We start from the raw sequence: 19,126 nt of genomic DNA, 5'->3' as shown, positions 1-19,126 counted from the left end.
TGTCTTGTTGCTTCGCACAATAAGCGCCGGCCCGTGTAGACTTATCCGGCATGTCCCTCAAGATCCTCGATACCTGCGTCAACTGTGACGTCTGCGAACCGGCCTGTCCTAACAAGGCGATTTCGCTCGGCGAGGAGTACTACATCATCGATCCCGCGTTGTGCACCGAATGCATCGGTCACTACGACGAGCCGCAGTGCGTGATCGTGTGTCCGGTGGAATGCATCATCGTCGATCCCGCGCATACCGAAACGCGCGAACAACTCGAAGACAAATACACGCATTTGATGGAGATCAAGGGATGAGGTTTGCGCCGCGTTGGGATGTGCTGTTATTAGGTTTTTTATTGGGGACGAGCGGGGCATTCGCCGCCGACAATCCGACACCATCCACACATGAGGCGCAGCTCGCGCAGCGACCCGGCCATGCGGGCATCGCCAGTGCCAATGCGCTGGCGACGGAAGCCGGTTTCGAAGTTTTATCCAAGGGCGGCAATGCTTTTGACGCAGCCATTGCAGTGGCGTCCACGCTATCGGTGGTGGAGCCGGAGAGCTCGGGCATCGGCGGCGGTTTCATGGCCACCATGTACGTTGCTTCCGGACATCGCGATGTATTCGTCGATGCGCGCGAAACGGCACCGGCCGCGATCAATCCCAAGGACTATCTCAATCCCGATGGCACGCCCAATCGCGATACGGCGCTGAAAGGCCCGCTGTCGGCAGGCATTCCAGGTGAGCCGGCCGGTCTGGTGTGGCTGGCCAAGCATTACGGCAAGTTGCCGCTGACAGTGTCGCTGGCTCCGGCCATACGCACGGCGAGGGATGGATTCAAACCGGATAGCCGTCTGATTGGATCCATCCAGGAAGAACGGGAGAATATCCAGCGCTGGCCCGCATCTGCCGCCAAGTTCCTTACGAATGGCAACGCACCGATAGCGGGCGACATCTGGCGCGATCCCGAGCAGGCGCACACGCTGGAGCTGCTCGCCCAATACGGTGATTCCGGTTTCTACAGCGGCGAAACTGCACAAAAGTTGGTCGACGCTGTACGCGCAGCGGGCGGCAACTGGACCTTGAAGGATCTGTCGTCGTATCGCGTAAGGGAACGCGCGCCGATCACCGTCGACTATCGCGGCTACAAGATCATCACGGCGCCGCCGCCATCGTCCGGTGGCGTGGCTATCGCCGAGATCCTCAACATCCTGTCCGGCTTCGACATGAGCAAGTTGGATCAGGTGCAACGCACGCATCTGGTGATTGAGTCGATGCGCCGCGCGTTTCGCGATCACAACGATTATCTGGGCGATCCGGATTTCGTGAAGATGCCGCTGGACATGCTGCTGTCGCCGTATTACGCCGACGGCTTGCGCCAAACCATCCTGCCGGACAAAGCCACGCCGTCATCCATGTTGGCGCCGTCGAGCGGCCAGGATCCTGGCATGCACACCACGCATTTCTCCATCATCGATGCCGATGGCAACATGGTGGCGATCACCTCCACCGTGAACTATGTGCTCGGCTCCACGTTCGTCGCCCAGGGCACGGGCGTGTTGCTCAACGATGAGATGGACGACTTCGCGCTGGTGCCGAACAAGCCGAATGTGTATGGCCTGCTCGGCAGCAAGGCCAACGCACCGGAGCCCGGCAAGCGCATGTTGTCGTCGATGTCGCCGAGCCTCGTGATCGGTCCGGACCGCACCGCGGTGATCGGTTCGCCCGGTGGTTCCACCATCATTACGCAGGTACTGGAAGGCATTCTCGCTTTCATCGATGGCGGCGACGCGCATCAGGTAGCGGCGCACAAGCGCTTCCATCATCAGTACATGCCGGATGTGGTCACGGTGGAAGCTGGCGCCTTCGATCCTGCAACCAGCGACGCGCTGACGCGTATGGGTTACACGCTAAAAACCCGGGACTCGTGGGGTTTCATGAATGTGGTGATCTGGGATCGCCGCACCAACAAGCTCGATGCCGCGAGCGATCCGCGTCGGCCGGATGGCTTGGGTAAGGTGCAGTAAGTCTTTGTCCGTTTGAGGCATATAGGCCGTCCCAGGAATTAGCTCATGCAGTTGTGGTCGATCAACGGTAATTCGCAGAAACTGGATGGCGGCGCGATGTTCGGTAACGCGCCCAAAGCGATGTGGTCGCGCTGGATTGCTCCGGACGAACTCAACCGCATCCCGTTGGCCTGTCGCTGCTTGTTGGTGAAGGATCTCGACGGCCGCAATGTGCTGTTCGAAACCGGCATCGGCGCCTTCTTCGAACCTTCGCTGCGCGAACGCTATGGCATCGTGGAAAGCCACCACGTGCTGCTCGACTCGCTTGCCGCCGCCGGCGTTTCGCATGAGGACATCGATGTCGTAGTGCTTTCGCACCTGCATTTCGACCATGCGGGCGGGCTGCTCGCGGCCTGGGAAGAAGGCAAGACGCCGCAGTTGTTGTTCCCGCATGCGAAGTTCCTGGTCGGCGCCCTCCACTGGCAGCGCGCGATGAAACCGCATCCGCGCGATCGTGCTTCTTTCATTCCGGAGCTCCAGCAGCTATTGCTGCAGAGCGGGCGGTTGGAGCTGGTGGCTGGCGAGTACTCGCAGGCCCTGGGGCAGGCGGTACGCTTCCATTTTTCGGAAGGTCACACGCCCGGGCTGATGCTGGCGGAATGTGCCGGCGTAGTTTTTTGCGCCGACCTGATTCCGGGCCGGCATTGGGTGCACCTGCCCATCACCATGGGCTATGACCGCTTTCCGGAAGCGTTGATCGAAGAAAAGCGCAGCTTTCTGGAGGACAAGCTGGCGCGCAACGTGCGGCTGTTCTTTACCCACGACCATGCTTGCGCGGTCGCCCGCGTGACACGCGACGAGCGCGGGCGCTATGGTACGTCCGACGAACAAGCCGAGTTGCGCGGCACCACAATCTGAAGCATCCATCTGGAGGTTCGATGAGCGGCGAGGGGAAGCCACCCATCTCAGTCCGTGAACTGCTATTGCCTGCACTGGGTGCGGTGATTCTTCTCATCGGCGTAGGTCTGGCCGCAGTCACCGAAAAAGGACAGATCGACTACCGCGCTCAAATGGAAAGGCACGGCGGCGATGTACTGGACCTTGGCAGCAACGGTCGCCCGGATGCCGACGAACAAGGCTACATGGTGCGTGTGGTCGGGCCCCTGCAAGTAGTGGAAGCGCCGCTGGACCCGCAGTTCAACCAGCAAGCCGATCAGCCCGTACTGATTCGGCGCGTGCAGATGTTCCAGTGGCACGAGGTTCGGTACGGTGGCCCAGCCTCCTACGAGCTGGATTGGGAAGATCATCCCGTCGATTCCAGTCATTTCGAACGAGCCGAAGGCCACGTCAACCCGGTAGGCAAATTCCCTATCGACGATGCTCAGTTCGACGCCGGGCTAGTGCGCTTGAATGATTTCATGCTCTCTCCCGCATTGGTGCATGGGTTGACGGGAAGCCAGCCGGTCTCGCCGGATCTGCGCAATCTACCCAGCAATCTTGCGGCCAGTTTCAGCCTGTATGACGATCATCTCGTCACCAGCGCCGTGCCTTCCAACCCGCAACCCGGGGATCTGCGCGTTAGCTGGGAAGCAGTGCCGGTCCAGACAGTCACCATCGTGGCGAAAGTCGACGGCAACAAGCTGATACCGGCCAGCGATGCGGCGGACGGCGTAGGCTTCGCCGTGCAGCCCGGCGATGTTCCGCTGTCTGATATTTTTCCCGATCTGCCTTTGCCGCCCGACTATCTATGGCTGCGTCGCATTTTCTTCGCGCTATTGGGCACGCTAGGTGCCGCGCTTCTTGTGCGCTGGTACTACAAGACCATCGATCCGGTCCTGGCGCCCTCCATTGCGGTGTTGGTGATCGGTGCGGTGGATGCGGTGCTTTGGCTCGGTAACGACAGGGTGCCAGCGGCGGGATGGTTCGGCTTGGCGCTCGTTGGCGCCGCGTTGACAGTGTGGCGTGTGCGCGCGTTACGAGCACGTTGAACGCGTTGATATAGAGCCGGATTCAGCCGAACGTTTCGGCGTGTTCGATAAACCACAGTCCCGCAAATAGCTTCGGATCGATCGAATAACCGTCGGCCGCGCGGGTGAGCAGCCACGCGCCGGCCTGCTGTCGAGGCACTTCGTGCACCACGATGTTCTCGCTCTCATCGCCGCCGCCGTCGCTGACCTTGACTAAATCGTGCGCGCGCACGAAGGCAATGATTTCGCTGCTCATGCCGGATGACGAAGGTCCTTCGTGCACGAAGCTCACGCTGGCGCAGCGATACCCGGTCTCTTCTTCCAGTTCGCGTTGTGCGGCGAGCAGGACACTTTCGTTTTGACTACCGGCCAAGTCGCCGACCAAGCCCGCCGGCATCTCAATGGTGAACTGTTGCACGGCGACCCGGTATTGCTCCACGAACAACACCTTATCTTCCGGCGTGACGGCAAGGATGATGACCGCTCCGCCTGGATTGTTACGCTCGGCATATTCCCAGCGACCGCGGCGGCGCAAGCTGAGCCAGCGTCCCTCGTAGAGTGTTTCAGGCGATGCGTTGGCGTCGTTGGGAATGCGGTCCGTTTGATTCATCAGGATATGTCGCCTGGTTGAAGAGGGGCTTATGCGCTGACCTGCTTGCTCAATCCGCTGCGCCATTTTCCGTGCTGTTGAGCGCACGCAAACGGTTGCGTGTCAGCGGACCGAAGCGAAGCTGTTCGCACAGTGGTTCAAGGCTGTCCATGCCGCGACGACGTAAAAGCACATCGGTGCCGGCTTCGATAGGTGCGTCGAGCGCGATACGCGTAAGTCGGCGATACAGTCGCGCGGATTCGCCGTGCTCGCGAAGCTTCGCCGCACAACTGGCAGCGCCTCGCAGGCGCAGAAATGCAACTTCATCCACGCGTTCCAGCAATTCGTCCAAGTTGCCGAAGTGTGCCAGCAATGCGGCTGCGGTCTTGGCGCCGATGCCCGGTACGCCCGGGATGTTGTCCACGGCGTCGCCGCATAGCGCGAGATAATCCGCGACCTGCTGGGGATGCACGCCCAACCGTTCGAACACGCCGGCCGGTCCCCAGCGCAGATTGCGAGCAAAGTCCCACTGCTCGTCGTGCTCACCAAGCAGCTGGCCAAAATCCTTGTCTGCCGAAACGATCACACTGCGGAAGCCATGTTCGCGCAGTCCCCACAGCGTGCTACCGATCAAATCGTCGGCTTCGTAACTATGATCGATCAGCATGCAGATGCCGAGCGCTTCGGTGATCGCGCGACATTGCACGAATTGCCGCTCCAGATCGGGCGGCGGCAATTCGCGATTGGCTTTGTATGCCGGATAGATCGCGTTACGGAACGAAGTGGTGAGCGATGCATCGAACGCCACCGCGAGATGCGTGGGGCGTTCGCGTTCCAGCAGTTCGCACAGGAAGCGTGTATAGCCGTGCACCGCATTGACCGGATGACCGTCCGCATCGTGGAACTCGTCCGGCATCGAATGCCAGGCCCGAAATACATACAGGCTGCCATCGATCAAATGAGCGGTTGGGCGGCGGGAGACAGGCACGCGATTAGGCCTTCCACTCGCTTAGCAGATCGTCGAGAGCCGGGCGGTCGCGATCGGGGATATCTGCGATCGGCGTGCCGATGTGCACGAAGCCGATCACGCATTCGTTCTTCGCCAGTCCCAGCAAGGCTGCAACCTCCGGATCGTAAGCCGCCCAGCCGGTAAGCCACTGCGCACCGAAGCCGAGGGCATACGCACCAAGCAGGATGTTGTAGGCCACGTTGCCCGCGCAGAGTTTTTGTTCGATGTCCGGAATGCCGCTATCGGCCTGGAGACGGGCCACCACCACCATCACCAGCGGTGCGAAGGTGTAGCGCAATCGTTCTTTTTCGCGCTTGGACTCGGGCAGGTCCGGGTCGCGCCGGATGGCGCGCTCGGCCAGCTGTGCGCCGAACTTCAGCTTGGCATGCCCACGCAGTTCGATCAGCCGGAAGGGCACCAGTTTGCCGTGGTCGGGTACGCGAATCGCCGCTTCGAGCAGCGCACGCAAGCCAACTGCATCCGGAGCAGGTTCGCCGAGCTGGCGCGAGGGTGCGGAATGGCGTTGTTGAAGCAGCGAAAGCGCGTCGGACATGGGAATGTTGCACCGGGGGAAACGCTTATCCTACAACCGTGGCTGGCCGATCCGTTCAACCCGGGGTAGGCATCGGCTAGGATGTGAGAACAACTCCGTTGGGGATGGCCGATGTCAATCACCGTGTCCGCATTGCGCGAAACCGCCGCTGGTGAGCGGCGTATGGCGATCACGCCGGAAGTGGCGAAGAAACTGCGCGGCAAGGGTTTGCGCGTGCTACTGGAGCGCGGTGCAGGCAACGCGGCGGGTTTTCCGGATGCGGGCTATGCCGACGTCGAGTTCGCCGACGCGGCGCAAGTGCTGGCTCAAGCCGATCTGTTGGCCTGCGTGTTGCCGCCGGATGACGCCGTGCTTGGCCGCTTACGCGAAGGAAGCATCGTGGTCGGCCAGCTGCGTCCGCATGGCGCGGCGGAACGCATCGCGACTCTCGCGCAGCACAAATTGACTACCTTTTCGCTGGAAATGTTGCCGCGTACCACACGCGCCCAGGCGATGGACGTGCTGAGCTCACAAGCCGCTGTGGCGGGTTATCGCGCCATGCTGATCGCTGCCGAGAGCTCACCGAAATTTTTCCCCATGCTGACCACGGCCGCGGGCACCATTCGCCCTTCGCGTGTGTTGGTGATCGGCGCCGGCGTGGCGGGTTTGCAGGCCATCGCAACGGCACGTCGTCTTGGTGCGCAGATCGAAGGCTACGACGTGCGCCCGGAAACGCGCGAGCAGGTGGAGTCGCTGGGTGCGAAATTTCTGGATCTCGGCGTGAGCGCTGCAGGCAGCGGCGGTTATGCGCGCGAACTCACCGCCGAGGAGCGTGCGGCGCAACAGCACGCCCTGGCCGAGCATCTGAAAGTGTTCGACGCTGTAGTGACCACCGCCGCAGTACCTGGCCGTGCCGCGCCGAAAATCATTAGCACGGCCATGGTGGAAGGCATGAAGCCCGCGGCGTTGATCGTGGATCTAGCCGCAGACAGCGGCGGCAATTGCGAGTTGACTCGGCCGGGCGAGCGCGTCGATCACGGTGGCGTAGTGATCCTGGGCCCGCTGAACCTGGCCTCCGGCGCACCGCTGCATGCGTCGGAAATGTATGCGCGCAATATCTACAATTTTGTGGAGTTGCTGATTCGCGACGGCGCGCTGCAACCCGATTTCAATGATGAACTAGTCGCCAAGAGTTGCGTCACTCGCCATGGCGAGGTGTTGTTCAAGGCATAAGAGAATGACGGTGCCTAGCGTGGCATCGGGCCGGATCACACGTCAGCGACCCGGCATACCGAACGCATGCTTGCCGGGTAGCGTGGAATTCGGGCCCAGATGCCGTAGCCACTGCTGCCTCTGTTCCGGCGACTGCGTCTGCCATTGCCGACGCAGTGCATCGCGCTGTGCTGGCGGAAGCTGCTGAAAGCGCTGGAAGGCGTCATGCAATTGCTGCTGTTTTGCGGGCGGCAGCGTGTCGTAAAGATGCTGGTTTTCGCGCGCCTGCTGACGTTGTTCCGGTGTCATCTGCTGCCAGCGTGCAATGCGATCGCGGATTTCCTGCTGTCGCCCCGGCGGCAACGTCAACCACTGCTGAGCGCGCTCGAGCATGTGCTCTTGCCGGCGCGGCGGGAAGGAGTCCCACTGCGATTGCAGCGGCGACAACATATTGCGCTGGGCCGGACTAAGCGTGTTCCACGGATGCTGCGTGGGAAAGTTCTGCGCATACGACGGCGTCGCAGCCATCAGGCCGAAGAGAAGAGCGAATAGCGAGGGCAGGCGAAACGATCGTGGCAGCATGGATCAGTGTTTGGTCTGGCTGCTGTTATTGGCAGCCAGCCAGCTGTAGAAATCGAGGTTCTGGTACAGACCCGGATCGGCGCTATCGGCGCCCGGCGGCAGTTCGTTGTCCGGTTCGGCGGCAGTGGCCGTAGCGGCTTGCTGGTTGGCGTCGGTGTGCGATCGCGGTGCCGGCTGCCAGATCATCAATGCGGCCAGAGCCATGGCGGCCAACGCGCCTACCGGCAAAAGCACGCGAGTACGGCGATGCGCCGAGGCATGCGTAGTGGCAGCCTGCAATGCGGTACGGCGCGCAGCGCGCAGGCGTCCGGCAGTGACCGGATCCACGCGCTGGGCGGCTTCTTGATAGAGCGCGCGAGCGCGCTTTTCGAATTGCTTGTCGGACGAGTTCATCGCCACTCCTCCAATTTCTCTCGCAGGTGTTGCATGGCGCGCGAAAGATGTGTTTTTACGCTGCCTTCCGAGCAGCCCATCACCTGGGCGGTTTCTGCTACATCCAGGCCTTCCAACACCCGCAGCATGAACGCTTCGCGCTGGCGCTGCGGTAGTTGCTTCACGGCGGCTGCCATGTCGGCATAGGATTGCTCACCGTGCAATTTTTCCAGCGGGTCCGGGCCGGTATCGGCCGGTTCCCATACGGGTAATTCGTCGCCATCGTCGTCGTGACCGCCGCCGAGCCAGCCGACCACGATGGAGCGCACCTTGCGCCGGCGCTGCAGATCCACGATGCGGCGGCGCAGGATGCCCCAAAACAGCGGCGTCCATTCTCCCGCGGGCTTGTCGCGGTAATGCTTGACCAGACGAAGCATGGCGTCCTGCACGGCGTCGAGGGCGTCTTCACGATTGCCGAGATGCAACTCGGCCATACGGAAAGCCCGACGCTCCATGCTCGCCAGGAAGGCATCCAGCGTGGCAGGCACCGCCCGACCGTCCTGGACCAGAAGTTCCGCCTCAAACACCGCCGAGACGCTGTTCATGGCGCCGTTTTCCGAATCGTCAGGGCGAGCATCCCGGGGCTCCATCTGTTCGACTCTTGCCATTAACGCCCCAGGCTCGCGCGGGTTGACCCGGGACCGTATGATGCGGTGGATACCACTGATTGGCGAGGGAAACACATGCTCGACGGGTTCCTGGCGCTCTACGTCTTTATGCTGGCCGCATTCACGGGTTACGAGATCATTGCGCGGGTGCCTGTCATCCTGCACACACCGTTGATGTCAGGTTCAAACTTTATACACGGCATTGTGCTGGTTGGAGCCATGATTGCGCTAGGCCATGCCCGCACCCCGTTCGAGATGGCGATAGGTTTCCTGGGCGTGCTGCTGGGGGCCGGCAACGCCGCCGGTGGCTACGTGGTCACGGAACGGATGCTGGAAATGTTTAAGTCCAGCAAGCCCGGGAAGGGCAGCGGGGAGGCCAAGTGATGGCCTGGCCGCAGACTTTGATCGACGCCAGCTATTTCCTCGCCGCTCTGCTGTTCATCCTTGGTCTGAAGCGCATGAGTTCGCCGCGCACGGCCCGCGGCGGCATCGTCTGGGCCGGCTTCGGCATGTTGCTGGCGGTGGTGGCCACCCTGTTGCTGCCCGATATGGCGAATCGCGGGCTGATTATCGCTGCGGTGCTGATCGGCGTGGCCGCGGCCTGGTGGTCCGGCCGCCGAGTGGCGATGACGGCCATGCCGCAAATGGTCGCGCTGTACAACGGCATGGGTGGTGGCGCTGCGGCAGCCATCGGCGCCAGTGAGTTGATCGGCCATGCAGGTGATTTTGCGACTCTGGACGGGGTCGTGGCGCCCCATACCTTTCCTTTGATGCCGGAAAGTTGGTCGCCGCTGCATGCGGCAGTGGCGGTGGCTCCGCTGAGCCCAGTAGCGCTGGCGCTGGGTGTGTTGGGTGCGCTGATCGGCTCGGTGAGCTTTTCCGGTTCGCTGATCGCCTTCGCCAAGCTGCAGGGGTGGCTGGACCGGCGTTTCGTGTTTCCCGGGCAGCGCGTGGTGAATCTGCTGGTACTGGCAGCTGCCGTGGTGATCGGTCTGATGCTGGCGACGGGGCATGTAAGCCTCGCCTTGATCGGAGCGTTCTTTGCGCTCGCGCTGTTGTTCGGTCTACTGATGACCTTGCCTATCGGCGGTGCCGATATGCCGGTAGTGATTTCGCTCTACAACGCATTCACCGGCCTGGCGGTGGCGTTCGAAGGCTATGTGCTGCACAACGAAGCCATGATCATCGCCGGCATGGTGGTTGGCGCGGCCGGTACGCTGCTGACACAGCTGATGGCGAAGGCGATGAACCGTTCGATCGGTAATGTGTTGTTCGGCAATTTTGGCGCAGCGTCCGGTGCGGCCGCGCAGGAGATCGGCGGCAGCCAAAAGCCGATCGATGCCGCCGATGCTGCCGTGATGATGGCTTACGCCGAGCGTGTGGTGATCGTTCCCGGCTACGGTATGGCCGTAGCGCAGGCACAGCACAAGGTGTGGGAATTCGCGCAATTGCTGCTGGCGCGTGGGGTGAAGGTGAAGTTCGCCATCCATCCCGTGGCAGGCCGCATGCCCGGTCACATGAATGTGCTGCTAGCCGAAGCCGGCGTGCCCTACGACCTGATCGTGGACATGGAAGATATCAATCCCGAATTCCCGGCCACCGATGTGGCGCTGGTGATCGGCGCCAACGACGTGGTCAATCCGCTGGCCAAGACCGACCCTTCGTCACCGATCTACGGCATGCCGATTCTCGATGTCGCCGATGCCAGGCAGGTGATCGTGGTCAAGCGCGGCAAGGGCACCGGTTTCGCTGGCATCGAGAATGCGCTGTTCTATGCGGACAACGCGCGCATGCTCTACGGCGACGGTCAGGCTGCCGCGGGCCAGCTCGTTTCCGAACTGAAGGCGGTAGACGGTTAGTTCGCCGGAGAGGTTGCGCGTGCCTTGTCACGCGCGGCCGTGACGGCAGCGACGATCACGCCAGCGACGCACCAGGCGATATCACGCGGACCCACACCAAGGCGGGCCAAGTCCCACAGCATCGAGGAGCCTGCAGCGCGCATGGCATCGATCAATCCATAGCCCATCATGGCGGAAAGGTCGGTCGCTACCGTCAGTACTTGAAGATAGGCGCAGGCCACCACGGTGGCCACGGATGCCAGCAGGACGGCATTCCATTTGCCGCCATGCACCCATTGACGGATAGCCACGGCAAGCAACCAGCCGATAGGCAAGACTAGCCAGGGCAGCGAATGGCGCAAAAATACCGTGGGCACCAGCCAGACTGCGCCAGCCGCCAGCCCCAGCATCACCGCACAGAACAGCGCGAAACACTCGCCAAGCACTCGGCGCACAATCATGGTTGGCAATTGCCGATGGATCGGAACACGGTCACGCGATGTCCTGCTGGGCAAAGCAGCCATATTAGCGTGGCGCGTGAGATTTCTCTGCCCGGTATCCCTTGAGATTGGGCAGTTTCAGCCTGATCTTTAGGACAGGCCCCACTGGCGACCGGCATAATAGAGGGCCGGGTAAGCCGTCGGACGGCTTTCCATGACGAGCAACGAGATGGCATGAGCGGTTTCAGTCTTAGCAGCGAACCTTTCACTCTGGCGCGAGACTGCGGCGCGGTCATGGTGCCTCAGGGCGAGAGTGTGACCTTGCCGGCCGGCCAGGTCGGCTACATCACCCAGGCGCTTGGCGGCAGTTTCACGGTGTATGTGGAAGGCAACCTGTTCCGCATCGCTGGCAACGACGCCGATGCTTTGGGCAAGGAGCCGCCACCGCCGCTGGAACTGTCTGCCGACGCCACCGACTCCGACGTGGAGAAGTTGGTGTGGCAGCAGTTGCGAACCGTGTTCGATCCGGAAATTCCGATCAACGTGGTCGAGCTGGGGTTGGTCTACGACGTGAGCCTGGAGACCACCGCGCCCGAGCAGCGCAAGGTCTACATAAAGATGACGCTGACAGCGCCGGGCTGCGGCATGGGCGATGTGCTTATCGACGATGCACGCACCAAGCTGGAATTGATTCCCACCGTGGTCGAAGCGGATGTGGATCTGGTGTTCGATCCGCCGTGGAATCATTCGATGATGTCGGATGCGGCGAAGCTCGAAACCGGGATGCTTTGAGTGCCTCGGATGGAGTCCATCACAACGTGTGCTACGCGGCAGCGTAAGTAAGTCCGTTTGCACGGCTCGTGGTTGTGTACGCCAAATTTCGATTTACCACACTCGACATCTACTTGGTCAACGCCAAGCAGGTGGCTAAGGCTTTTCGCTAATACCAAATGCGGATATAGGTGTTTAGTTGGTTTTCGCGTTGAATCAGTAACGCGCCGATATATGGAAAAAGAAGTGGAATTTTCACTATTGACGGCGTATAGAATAAGAAAACGCGGCATGCCTTGTGCCGCTCGCTAGACAAGCTGCGCAATATCCATTTTTTCAAAAAAGGGGTATTCCGTATGAAAAAGAAGCCTGTGCAATGCATGCTTTTATGTCTGGTTTTCGCTTTGCCGTGTATCGCTTTCGGTTACCAGGAACAACTGAAAGTGAAAGTAACCGTAAAAGGTGGGTGTACCACCACGGGTAACGACGAAGCTCACTTCGGTGAACATGTTTCAGGCGCTGCGCACAATGCCCTTGAAGGAAAGGGAGAGGTGCGCTACTGGTGCAGCAATGGAACCACGCACACCATAAGCGCCGATAACGGGCAAAATTACGCAGGCGCCACGCGCAACATGAAGCGGACGGGTGGAACCGAAACCATCCCTTATACATGGGCGCATACGCCAGGAAGCGGTACTGGCAGCGGGCCTAGTCCTGAAGCAAAAGTCGATGTCACCGTTGGTTTGGCTGCAAACGCTTTGGCAAGCGTGCCACCGGGCGATTACGAAGACACCGTAACGGTCACGATTACACCCTGATCAAAGGAGTCTGGCGATGATTACGATCAAGCGCTTTGGGCTTGGGGTGCTCGGCTTAGTGCTGGCCGGTTCGGCGGCGGCGGCAAACTTCAGCGTTTCACCGTTGCGACTGGATTTGACGGGAAGACGCGCCGTAGTGGTCGTCGCGCATGAAGGCGACACACCCTTGGAACTGAAGGTAGAGGCCAAGAGTTGGACACAAGTCGCTGGCAAGGATGTGTATAACGACACCAGCGATTTGAATTTCTTTCCCAAGCAGTTCACGTTGCCGACGCCGACGGAAGGGCAGGGCAAAGGAAAGGCCAGTAACGCAAACCCGAACCAGCGCTTCATCAGCGTTTCTATCGCCGACAAGGGTGCTATGTCGGGTACGGAAAAGGCCTACCGACTCTTCATCACGGAGTTGCCGCCTCCGCACCACGAGGCGGGCGAAAGTGTCGTGATACGAACAAGTTTCGGTATACCCGCGTTTGTTAGCGACCCCAAGGCCAAGGTGAGCGCAAAGCTAAGTGCCAGCGTAGAAGGCGGTGGGGCCGGCCTCATCAAGGTGCGGCTTACCAATCAGGGCACGGCGCATGCGCATCTGAAATCCATTACATCCGATCCTGCGGGCATCACCAGCGGTGAGTTGGATGAGTGGTATGTGCTGCCCGGTGCCTCGCATCTGTATTCATTGCCTATTTCCGGCAGCGTGTGCAGTGCATCGCAGGCCACGCTGAGCATCAATCTTGACCAGGGCAAACCGATTGCCGTGCCTGTCTCGGTTCCGAGCGGCGCGTGCAAGTCGGGCTAGCGCAATCAAAATGCCAGAGTGAATAGCTCACCCCGATACCGCAGTCCAAGGACGGCAGGTGCGCGGGTCAAGCGACTCTAACTCGCCATACGTTTGCAGGTGTACTTGATGTGGCAGTGCGTGCAGGAGCACGCGTGTACGACGGAGGGGGCCGAAGCGCGACAAACGCCAGGATGGCGGCAGCATGTGCGGGAAGAGACTTCAGCCTCTTGATGGATCATTCATCCAGATGTGCGGTCGGGGAGAGGCTGGGTGCGCAAGATCCCGATCATCTGTGCCATGGCGAATCGTCGTGGATGGAGCATGGGCTGGTTGCTGACCCTATGCCTTGCTCCCGGTATCCACGCTGTCGCGACGTCAGCGGTCGAGCATCATGATTTGACGTTGAGCGAAGTCGTTTTGACGGTGGACGTCAATCACGGCAAGCCCGCGGAAGAGGACGCGTTGACTGACGGACAACGTGTGTTATTGCCGGCGTCGATGCTCGATGAATTTGGGATGTTGGTGAAACCGAAACTGGAGCATGTCAACGGCAAAGACTACTTCGATCCGCAGAGCATCCAAGGAGCCGAGAACGAACTCGACCTCAACACGCTTGCGGTGCATATCGTCGTGCCCGGCGATCTGTTGAAGGGACATAACGTCAATCTGTCCGAACCGGTGATTCGCACGTTGACACCCGAGCCGCCCTGGTCCGGGTTTCTGAGCTACAGCTATAGCCGTACCGAGTCCCAAGGGCGCGCGTATCAGCAGGCGCTACTGTCGCCGCACCTTCGCATATTCGGATGGTCGATTTTCGACGACCAGGTGCTATCGAGCACGCCGGCCGGATTCAGCAACCATCGCTTCGACACCGTTGCGTATCACGATTGGCCCAACGACGCCTTGCGCCTTCTCGTCGGCGATTACACGCCCAGCACCGGTGACTTGGGCGCTACGTTTTCCCTCGCAGGCATTACTTTGCAGCAAAGCTATGCTTTGCAACCTGGGCAGGTGATCAATCCGACGGCCAGCATGTCCGGCATTGCTCCATCGCCCTCGCAGGCGCAGATTTACATGGATGGCGTCTTGATCGGTGGGATGAATATCGGTCCGGGCCCCTTCAACTTTCAGGGCCTGCAAGGCTACGGTGGCCTGCGCAACATCAGCGTACTGGTAACGGACGCCGCGGGTAATCAACACGCGTACTACGTGCCTTACTACTTCAGCAATGAGTTGCTTAAAGCGGGCTTCGATACCTTCGATATGAGCTTTGGTTCACCCCGCGCGAGTTTTGGTGCGGGTGGATATAGCGGAAAAGCCGCGAGCATTGCCTATCTCTATGGCGTGACGGACTGGTGGACAGTCGGCACCAACGACAGTTACCTTCAGGGCGATCGACGCCTTTCGCCATTGATGACGTTTGGCCTGGGTCCTGTTGGCACGATCACATTGATGAGTGCGCAACGTCAGCACGATCATCAGCGCCGCTACGCGCATGAGGTGAATTTCGACGGCGTGTGGCAACACACGGAATTCCGTTTTCAATGGCGGCACGCGCAAAAGGATTTTGACGATGCGCTTACGTTGGTAGGCAATGGCCAGGAAAATGTTAGTGCGCCAGGTGTGAGCGAGCCGAGTATCGGTGTGCCGATTCTTCCCGATCTGCGCGCACGGGATCGCTATTCGATGACGGTGTCGCAGACGCTCGGGCTAGTAGGAACCCTTTCCGCCAACGTCGGCAGGCTTTGTCGCTTCGATAACACTATGGTGACGAGCGAGTCGCTAAATTGGTCGTTGCGATTGCCATGGCGCGGGCAATTGACGTTGAGCGGGCTGCGCGCGACCGGCAGTGGCACGCGGCTGCGTGGCATTTTTGCGTCCGTCTATATCCCATTGGGCAATCGCACCACGGTGAGCGCGGGCTATCGAAACGTCACCAACAGCCCGCCACAGCGATACATCGAAGCCACCATGTATCCGCCTTCCGACGGTGGATTCGGTTATTGGCTTTACGACAGTTGGCAAGGCCCCATTAACGACAAGGATGCTCATGTCACATGGCTCAATCGTTGGACACAAATCGACGTGGGCGCCCGTGACGTGGACGATGGTTCTTTCGTGCAGCAGTCCACCAACTTCTCGATCAGCGGTGCTGTCGCGACGATTGAAGGCCATGTTTATCTAACACCGGAGATCAACGATGCCTTTGCCGTGGCCGATGTGGGTTACCCGGGCGTGGGTATCAATCGCGGTGGTACGCCGATAGGTGTCACCGGTCGCAACGGCACCTTGCTGGTGCCCAGTTTGGCGCCCTACGCCGCCACGACGCTTTCCGTCCGCGAAGACGATTTGCCCATGGATGTGGATTTGCTGGAGCCGAGGATTGATGTAGTGCCGGCCGACGGCGCTGGGGTTTTGGTGAAATTCGCTTTGCCGAAGATCTCTGCCGTGAACGGCTCGCTACATTTCTCGCCGGCGCATGGCGGGGGCGCCATCAATAACTATGCGATAACCGTAACGGCGCCGGACGGGGAAGTTTTCAGTCAGCGCACGGGCGACGCTGGATTTTTCGAGTTGGACAATATGACCAGCGGCGACTACCGCATCGACGTACCTCGTGCATCGCCGGCATGTACCGCTGTGATCCATGTGCCTGATGAGAGGCCGGCCATTTGGCAGGCAGGGCAGGTGACCTGTGAATAAGCTTATTTGGCGCTGTGGCTTGGCGGCAGTGCTGCTCGTGTTTTTTGGCGCGCCGGCGCATACCCAATTCACGATGCCGCCACCCGCGGAGCCGGTGGACCCTCTGCCACCGTCGATACATCCTTTGCCACCGCACGCCGAACCTGTCCCGGCGGCGGCGGAGTGTCACATCGATACCAACGTTCTCAATTTCGGTAACTACACATCCGGGCAAAGCCGAAACTTGGACATGACGATGGGCTGGAGCCTCCGGTGCACGGAGCCGACAAGGCTCACGGCGAGCGTATCCCCCAGCCCCGACAGCGGTAGCTTCGAGTACCGTTTGATGCGTCATCAAGGAGGTGAGAGCGCTACGCTGAAATATCAGCTTTACACCGAATGGAGTCGTTCAATAGCGTGGGGCGACGGAACGGGCGGAAGTGTCCCCATCGTTATATCCGTCCAAAGCTTTAGTCAGGTGGAAGCGTTTGGCAGAGTCTTTGCCAATCAGGATGCGGTTCCCGGTGAGTATTCCGACGATATTCTGGTGACGATTGAAGTGGAATGACGGCGGTTACACCGCTCCGCTGATTTCTTCGAATCGATTGGCGTCGCGATTCTTGCGCACCTTGGCCGGGTCCCACACGCGTCCGTTCATGGCGATGTAAACGCCATCAGGCAAGGTCTGCACGGCGGCGACAGCGCAACCGATGTTGAACACGGCATCCGAGCCCTGGAAGCGCGCAGGGTTCAGCGCACCGGTGATTACGATCACCTTGCCCTTGATCGAAGCGAGTTCCTTGGCGGTTTCCACCATGGTGTCGGTGCCATGCGTCACCAGCACATGGCGATGCGGTTGTGCCTCGATAGTGGAGCGAATCAGCGCGCGGTCTTCTGCATTGATGTGCAGGCTGTCCTTGCGCAGGATCGGGATCACATCGAACTGGAACGCCACGCCGAGTTGGCCCAGGATCTCGCCGATCTGCGGAGCGCCGATCTTGTAGTCCGACTTGTCGTCGAAGTAAATCTTGTCGATGGTGCCGCCGGTCGTAACGATGGTCAGATGCTGCATGATGGAAATGCCGTGGGGGTGAGCCGGCATTTTAACCAGAGACTGTCCCGGCGGCGGCCTTTCATTCGAGCAGGAGTCGGGTGTCCTCACCGTTGATGTCGGACAGGCGCAGCAGGCCGTGCCCGAGAAAGCGCCGCAGGGCGGCGGCGGGGCGCTCGTCGCCGCGCGACGAGGACCAGGCCGCCTGGCGTGCCATCAAGGCGGCCGCCGCGCAGCGTGCCAGCGTGATCGCGATGCCTCGCGCGCCGGCCTCCAGGACGCTGCGCTCGACCTTCTGGGCATCCATGTGCGTGGCTGCCGCATCGAGGGCGGCGTGAATCGCGAAGGAGGCCTGGGCGTTATGGGCCTCGCCCAGCCAGCCGGTAATCACCTTGCGCAGCGCAGCGAAGCTGTTGTTGCCGGCCAGCGCGCGCAGGCTGTCGAGCGACAGCACATTGGTAGTGCCTTCCCAGATCGCGTACACCTGCGCATCGCGCAGCAGCTGTGGCAATCCGGTGTCCTCGATGTAGCCGGCGCCGCCGAAGCATTCCAATGCTTCCGAGCAGAGGCTTACCGCCATCTTGCCCGTCCACAGTTTTGCCAGCGGCGTGAGCAGGCGCAGCGAAGCGGTTTCCTGCAAGGTCGCCACTTTCTGTTCGACGGGACCGAGCAAATAGGCGACTTCGAAAGCCAGCGCGAACGCACCTTCGAATTCGGCCTGCATGTCGGCCAGCGTTTGCGCGTGCAGTGGTTGTTCGATCAGCGTGCGGCCGAAGGCCTGTCGCCGCGACGCGTAATCGCGCACCAGTGCGATCGCCCGCGCCATGCTCGCGACAGCGCAGATTGCGTTCCAGGTGCGCGTGACATTGAGCATCGGCGCAACTTGCCGTACGCCATGCGCAAGTTCGCTCACAGGCGTTGCCGGTAAGCCGTCGAGGTGGATCTCCGCCGTGGGCAGTTCATGCGTGCCTAGCTTGTCTTTCAGACGATCGATGATCAGCTCGGGTTTGCGTTCGATGCCGTTCATCGTTTCGACGTAAAACAATGCGAGTGCCGCGGTGCCGGTTCCAGCGCCTTCAGGACGGGCCAACGCCAACGCTGCTTCGCCGACCACGGCGGAACTGAACCACTTGCGGCCGTAGAGACGCCACTGGCCATCCGCATCCCGCTTCGCCACGGTTTCGGTGTTGCCCACATCCGAGCCGCCGGCGTTCTCGGTCATCCACTGGCCCGATAGCCAGAAGCTGTGCGCATCGCGGCTGAGGAAATGCGGCAGCGCGCGCTCGATCAGGGATTTGTTGTCGGATGCTTTCAGCGCCGTGGCGGCGCCGTCGGTCATGGCGAGCGGACAGGTATAGAACTCGCTGGCCACGTGATAGACATAGGCGCGTGCAAATTCCTCCAGGCGCGCGTGCTCGTGGTTCTCGTGCCCGGCCGCGAGAATGGCATGGCGCGTGGTGATCTGCGGACCTTCATTCCAAGCTGCCGTCAATTCGACGCGGTCCACGCGACGTCCCCAGGCATCCCACTGTGTCAACACGGGTTTACGACGTGCGCTGCGACTGCTGCGTTCCCACGCCATCTGCGCGTAGTCGCCCAGCGCATCGAGATCGGCATCCAGGGCCGCACGGCGCTTGGATGGGAACGCGCGATTAAGCAATGCGATCAACAACCGGTCATTACGGTGCGGATGAGCCAGTTGCGGAGCGTCTTGCAAAAATCCCATGACAGCCACCTCGCTTGAGCCATGGCGATGAGTATAGGCACAGGGCTGCTCACTGGGTCCGGTCGAAACCATCAGTTAGCATGGCCGGAGCGAAATGG

Annotated in this window: 21 protein-coding genes; 12 read left to right on the top strand and 9 right to left on the bottom strand. The window is 60.7% G+C overall.

The genetic code is table 11. From position 1 onward, the window contains the following. Positions 1-50 precede the first annotated feature (50 nt). From QQL64_RS13495 to QQL64_RS13480, 4 genes are read left to right on the top strand one after another with little or no spacing between them, the layout of a single operon-like run. Positions 51-305, top strand: coding sequence for a YfhL family 4Fe-4S dicluster ferredoxin (locus QQL64_RS13495; RefSeq protein ID WP_284400621.1), 255 nt, complete (start codon positions 51-53; stop codon positions 303-305). Next, positions 302-2,017 carry a gamma-glutamyltransferase gene (ggt, locus tag QQL64_RS13490; RefSeq protein WP_284400619.1) on the top strand — a complete coding sequence of 572 codons (1,716 nt, stop codon included), beginning with the start codon at positions 302-304 and terminating at the stop codon, positions 2,015-2,017. Before QQL64_RS13495 ends, ggt begins: the two co-directional genes overlap by 4 nt. A 45-nt stretch (positions 2,018-2,062) precedes the next feature. Continuing rightward, positions 2,063-2,914 (top strand): MBL fold metallo-hydrolase, encoded by an 852-nt coding sequence (locus tag QQL64_RS13485; RefSeq protein ID WP_284400618.1) that lies wholly within the window; start codon positions 2,063-2,065, stop codon positions 2,912-2,914. Positions 2,915-2,934: 20 nt separating this feature from the next. Beyond that, positions 2,935-3,984, top strand: a complete 1,050-nt coding sequence (locus QQL64_RS13480; RefSeq protein WP_284400616.1) for a TMEM43 family protein — start codon at positions 2,935-2,937, stop codon at positions 3,982-3,984. A gap of 22 nt (positions 3,985-4,006) precedes the next feature. On the opposite strand, the gene QQL64_RS13475 is transcribed toward QQL64_RS13480, so the two are convergent. The 3 genes from QQL64_RS13475 to QQL64_RS13465 are packed head-to-tail and all read right to left on the bottom strand — an operon-like array spanning position 4,007 to position 6,114. After that, a complete protein-coding gene (locus tag QQL64_RS13475; RefSeq protein ID WP_284400615.1) occupies positions 4,007-4,573 on the bottom strand; it encodes an NUDIX hydrolase in 567 nt (188 codons plus the stop codon). A 49-nt stretch (positions 4,574-4,622) separates the two neighbouring features. After that, the gene (locus QQL64_RS13470) at positions 4,623-5,540 is read right to left on the bottom strand and encodes a 5'-3' exonuclease (RefSeq protein ID WP_284400614.1); all 918 of its coding nucleotides are present in this window, start codon (positions 5,538-5,540) and stop codon (positions 4,623-4,625) included. A 4-nt stretch (positions 5,541-5,544) separates the two neighbouring features. Further along, positions 5,545-6,114, bottom strand: a complete 570-nt coding sequence (locus QQL64_RS13465) for a nitroreductase family protein (protein ID WP_284400613.1) — start codon at positions 6,112-6,114, stop codon at positions 5,545-5,547. 111 nt (positions 6,115-6,225) lie between these two features. Between QQL64_RS13465 and QQL64_RS13460 the strand changes: the two genes are divergently transcribed. Then, positions 6,226-7,326 (top strand): NAD(P) transhydrogenase subunit alpha, encoded by a 1,101-nt coding sequence (locus QQL64_RS13460; protein ID WP_284400612.1) that lies wholly within the window; start codon positions 6,226-6,228, stop codon positions 7,324-7,326. Between the two features lie 42 nt (positions 7,327-7,368). Here the strand turns inward: QQL64_RS13460 and QQL64_RS13455 are convergent, their stop codons facing one another. From QQL64_RS13455 to QQL64_RS13445, 3 genes are read right to left on the bottom strand one after another with little or no spacing between them, the layout of a single operon-like run. Beyond that, on the bottom strand, positions 7,369-7,887 hold the full coding sequence (locus QQL64_RS13455; RefSeq protein WP_284400611.1) for a DUF3106 domain-containing protein: 519 nt from the start codon (positions 7,885-7,887) through the stop codon (positions 7,369-7,371). Between the two features lie 3 nt (positions 7,888-7,890). Continuing rightward, positions 7,891-8,280 (bottom strand): hypothetical protein, encoded by a 390-nt coding sequence (locus QQL64_RS13450; protein ID WP_284400610.1) that lies wholly within the window; start codon positions 8,278-8,280, stop codon positions 7,891-7,893. Next, complete coding sequence (locus QQL64_RS13445) at positions 8,277-8,864, bottom strand: RNA polymerase sigma factor (protein WP_284400609.1); 588 nt, start codon at positions 8,862-8,864, stop codon at positions 8,277-8,279. The genes QQL64_RS13450 and QQL64_RS13445 overlap by 4 nt, the downstream gene beginning before the upstream one ends. A gap of 138 nt (positions 8,865-9,002) precedes the next feature. Between QQL64_RS13445 and QQL64_RS13440 the strand changes: the two genes are divergently transcribed. Then, positions 9,003-9,311 carry an NAD(P) transhydrogenase subunit alpha part 2 gene (locus QQL64_RS13440; RefSeq protein WP_284400608.1) on the top strand — a complete coding sequence of 103 codons (309 nt, stop codon included), beginning with the start codon at positions 9,003-9,005 and terminating at the stop codon, positions 9,309-9,311. Beyond that, positions 9,311-10,786: an NAD(P)(+) transhydrogenase (Re/Si-specific) subunit beta gene (locus QQL64_RS13435; RefSeq protein WP_284400607.1), complete on the top strand. Its 1,476-nt coding sequence runs from the start codon at positions 9,311-9,313 to the stop codon at positions 10,784-10,786. The genes QQL64_RS13440 and QQL64_RS13435 overlap by 1 nt, the downstream gene beginning before the upstream one ends. On the opposite strand, the gene QQL64_RS13430 is transcribed toward QQL64_RS13435, so the two are convergent. Then, positions 10,783-11,226 carry a hypothetical protein gene (locus tag QQL64_RS13430; protein WP_284400606.1) on the bottom strand — a complete coding sequence of 148 codons (444 nt, stop codon included), beginning with the start codon at positions 11,224-11,226 and terminating at the stop codon, positions 10,783-10,785. The genes QQL64_RS13435 and QQL64_RS13430 overlap by 4 nt on opposite strands. A 213-nt stretch (positions 11,227-11,439) precedes the next feature. Here QQL64_RS13430 and sufT point away from each other — a divergent pair, with 213 nt between their 5' ends. The 5 genes from sufT (at position 11,440) to QQL64_RS13405 (ending at position 16,819) form a co-directional block, all read left to right on the top strand. Next, on the top strand, positions 11,440-11,997 hold the full coding sequence (gene sufT, locus QQL64_RS13425; protein WP_284400605.1) for a putative Fe-S cluster assembly protein SufT: 558 nt from the start codon (positions 11,440-11,442) through the stop codon (positions 11,995-11,997). Positions 11,998-12,332: 335 nt separating this feature from the next. Continuing rightward, on the top strand, positions 12,333-12,794 hold the full coding sequence (locus QQL64_RS13420; RefSeq protein ID WP_284400602.1) for a Csu type fimbrial protein: 462 nt from the start codon (positions 12,333-12,335) through the stop codon (positions 12,792-12,794). Positions 12,795-12,810: 16 nt separating this feature from the next. Beyond that, a complete protein-coding gene (locus QQL64_RS13415) occupies positions 12,811-13,587 on the top strand; it encodes a fimbrial biogenesis chaperone (protein ID WP_284400599.1) in 777 nt (258 codons plus the stop codon). 252 nt (positions 13,588-13,839) lie between these two features. Then, positions 13,840-16,272, top strand: coding sequence for a fimbria/pilus outer membrane usher protein (locus tag QQL64_RS13410; protein WP_284400597.1), 2,433 nt, complete (start codon positions 13,840-13,842; stop codon positions 16,270-16,272). Further along, positions 16,265-16,819: a Csu type fimbrial protein gene (locus QQL64_RS13405; RefSeq protein ID WP_284400594.1), complete on the top strand. Its 555-nt coding sequence runs from the start codon at positions 16,265-16,267 to the stop codon at positions 16,817-16,819. The genes QQL64_RS13410 and QQL64_RS13405 overlap by 8 nt, the downstream gene beginning before the upstream one ends. Before the next feature lie 6 nt (positions 16,820-16,825). On the opposite strand, the gene QQL64_RS13400 is transcribed toward QQL64_RS13405, so the two are convergent. After that, complete coding sequence (locus tag QQL64_RS13400) at positions 16,826-17,323, bottom strand: asparaginase domain-containing protein (protein ID WP_284400591.1); 498 nt, start codon at positions 17,321-17,323, stop codon at positions 16,826-16,828. A gap of 61 nt (positions 17,324-17,384) precedes the next feature. Continuing rightward, positions 17,385-19,028 carry an acyl-CoA dehydrogenase family protein gene (locus QQL64_RS13395; protein WP_284400588.1) on the bottom strand — a complete coding sequence of 548 codons (1,644 nt, stop codon included), beginning with the start codon at positions 19,026-19,028 and terminating at the stop codon, positions 17,385-17,387. Positions 19,029-19,126: the final 98 nt, after the last annotated feature.

The organism is Dyella lipolytica (assembly GCF_030160075.1).
Lineage (GTDB): Bacteria > Pseudomonadota > Gammaproteobacteria > Xanthomonadales > Rhodanobacteraceae > Dyella_B > Dyella_B lipolytica.
Note: the sequence above shows the minus strand (reverse complement) of the source record. Positions and strands in the feature narration are given on the sequence as shown.

Coding starts and splice junctions, on each gene's coding strand:
- QQL64_RS13465 (WP_284400613.1), bottom strand. CDS start 6,114: ATGTCCGACGCGCTTTCGCTGCTTCAACAACGCCATTCCGCACCCTCG.
- QQL64_RS13435 (WP_284400607.1), top strand. CDS start 9,311: ATGGCCTGGCCGCAGACTTTGATCGACGCCAGCTATTTCCTCGCCGCT.
- QQL64_RS13400 (WP_284400591.1), bottom strand. CDS start 17,323: ATGCAGCATCTGACCATCGTTACGACCGGCGGCACCATCGACAAGATT.
- ggt (WP_284400619.1), top strand. CDS start 302: ATGAGGTTTGCGCCGCGTTGGGATGTGCTGTTATTAGGTTTTTTATTG.
- QQL64_RS13395 (WP_284400588.1), bottom strand. CDS start 19,028: ATGGGATTTTTGCAAGACGCTCCGCAACTGGCTCATCCGCACCGTAAT.
- QQL64_RS13420 (WP_284400602.1), top strand. CDS start 12,333: ATGAAAAAGAAGCCTGTGCAATGCATGCTTTTATGTCTGGTTTTCGCT.
- QQL64_RS13475 (WP_284400615.1), bottom strand. CDS start 4,573: ATGAATCAAACGGACCGCATTCCCAACGACGCCAACGCATCGCCTGAA.
- QQL64_RS13430 (WP_284400606.1), bottom strand. CDS start 11,226: ATGATTGTGCGCCGAGTGCTTGGCGAGTGTTTCGCGCTGTTCTGTGCG.
- QQL64_RS13455 (WP_284400611.1), bottom strand. CDS start 7,887: ATGCTGCCACGATCGTTTCGCCTGCCCTCGCTATTCGCTCTTCTCTTC.
- QQL64_RS13415 (WP_284400599.1), top strand. CDS start 12,811: ATGATTACGATCAAGCGCTTTGGGCTTGGGGTGCTCGGCTTAGTGCTG.
- QQL64_RS13460 (WP_284400612.1), top strand. CDS start 6,226: ATGTCAATCACCGTGTCCGCATTGCGCGAAACCGCCGCTGGTGAGCGG.
- sufT (WP_284400605.1), top strand. CDS start 11,440: ATGAGCGGTTTCAGTCTTAGCAGCGAACCTTTCACTCTGGCGCGAGAC.
- QQL64_RS13480 (WP_284400616.1), top strand. CDS start 2,935: ATGAGCGGCGAGGGGAAGCCACCCATCTCAGTCCGTGAACTGCTATTG.
- QQL64_RS13495 (WP_284400621.1), top strand. CDS start 51: ATGTCCCTCAAGATCCTCGATACCTGCGTCAACTGTGACGTCTGCGAA.
- QQL64_RS13450 (WP_284400610.1), bottom strand. CDS start 8,280: ATGAACTCGTCCGACAAGCAATTCGAAAAGCGCGCTCGCGCGCTCTAT.
- QQL64_RS13445 (WP_284400609.1), bottom strand. CDS start 8,864: ATGAACAGCGTCTCGGCGGTGTTTGAGGCGGAACTTCTGGTCCAGGAC.
- QQL64_RS13440 (WP_284400608.1), top strand. CDS start 9,003: ATGCTCGACGGGTTCCTGGCGCTCTACGTCTTTATGCTGGCCGCATTC.
- QQL64_RS13485 (WP_284400618.1), top strand. CDS start 2,063: ATGCAGTTGTGGTCGATCAACGGTAATTCGCAGAAACTGGATGGCGGC.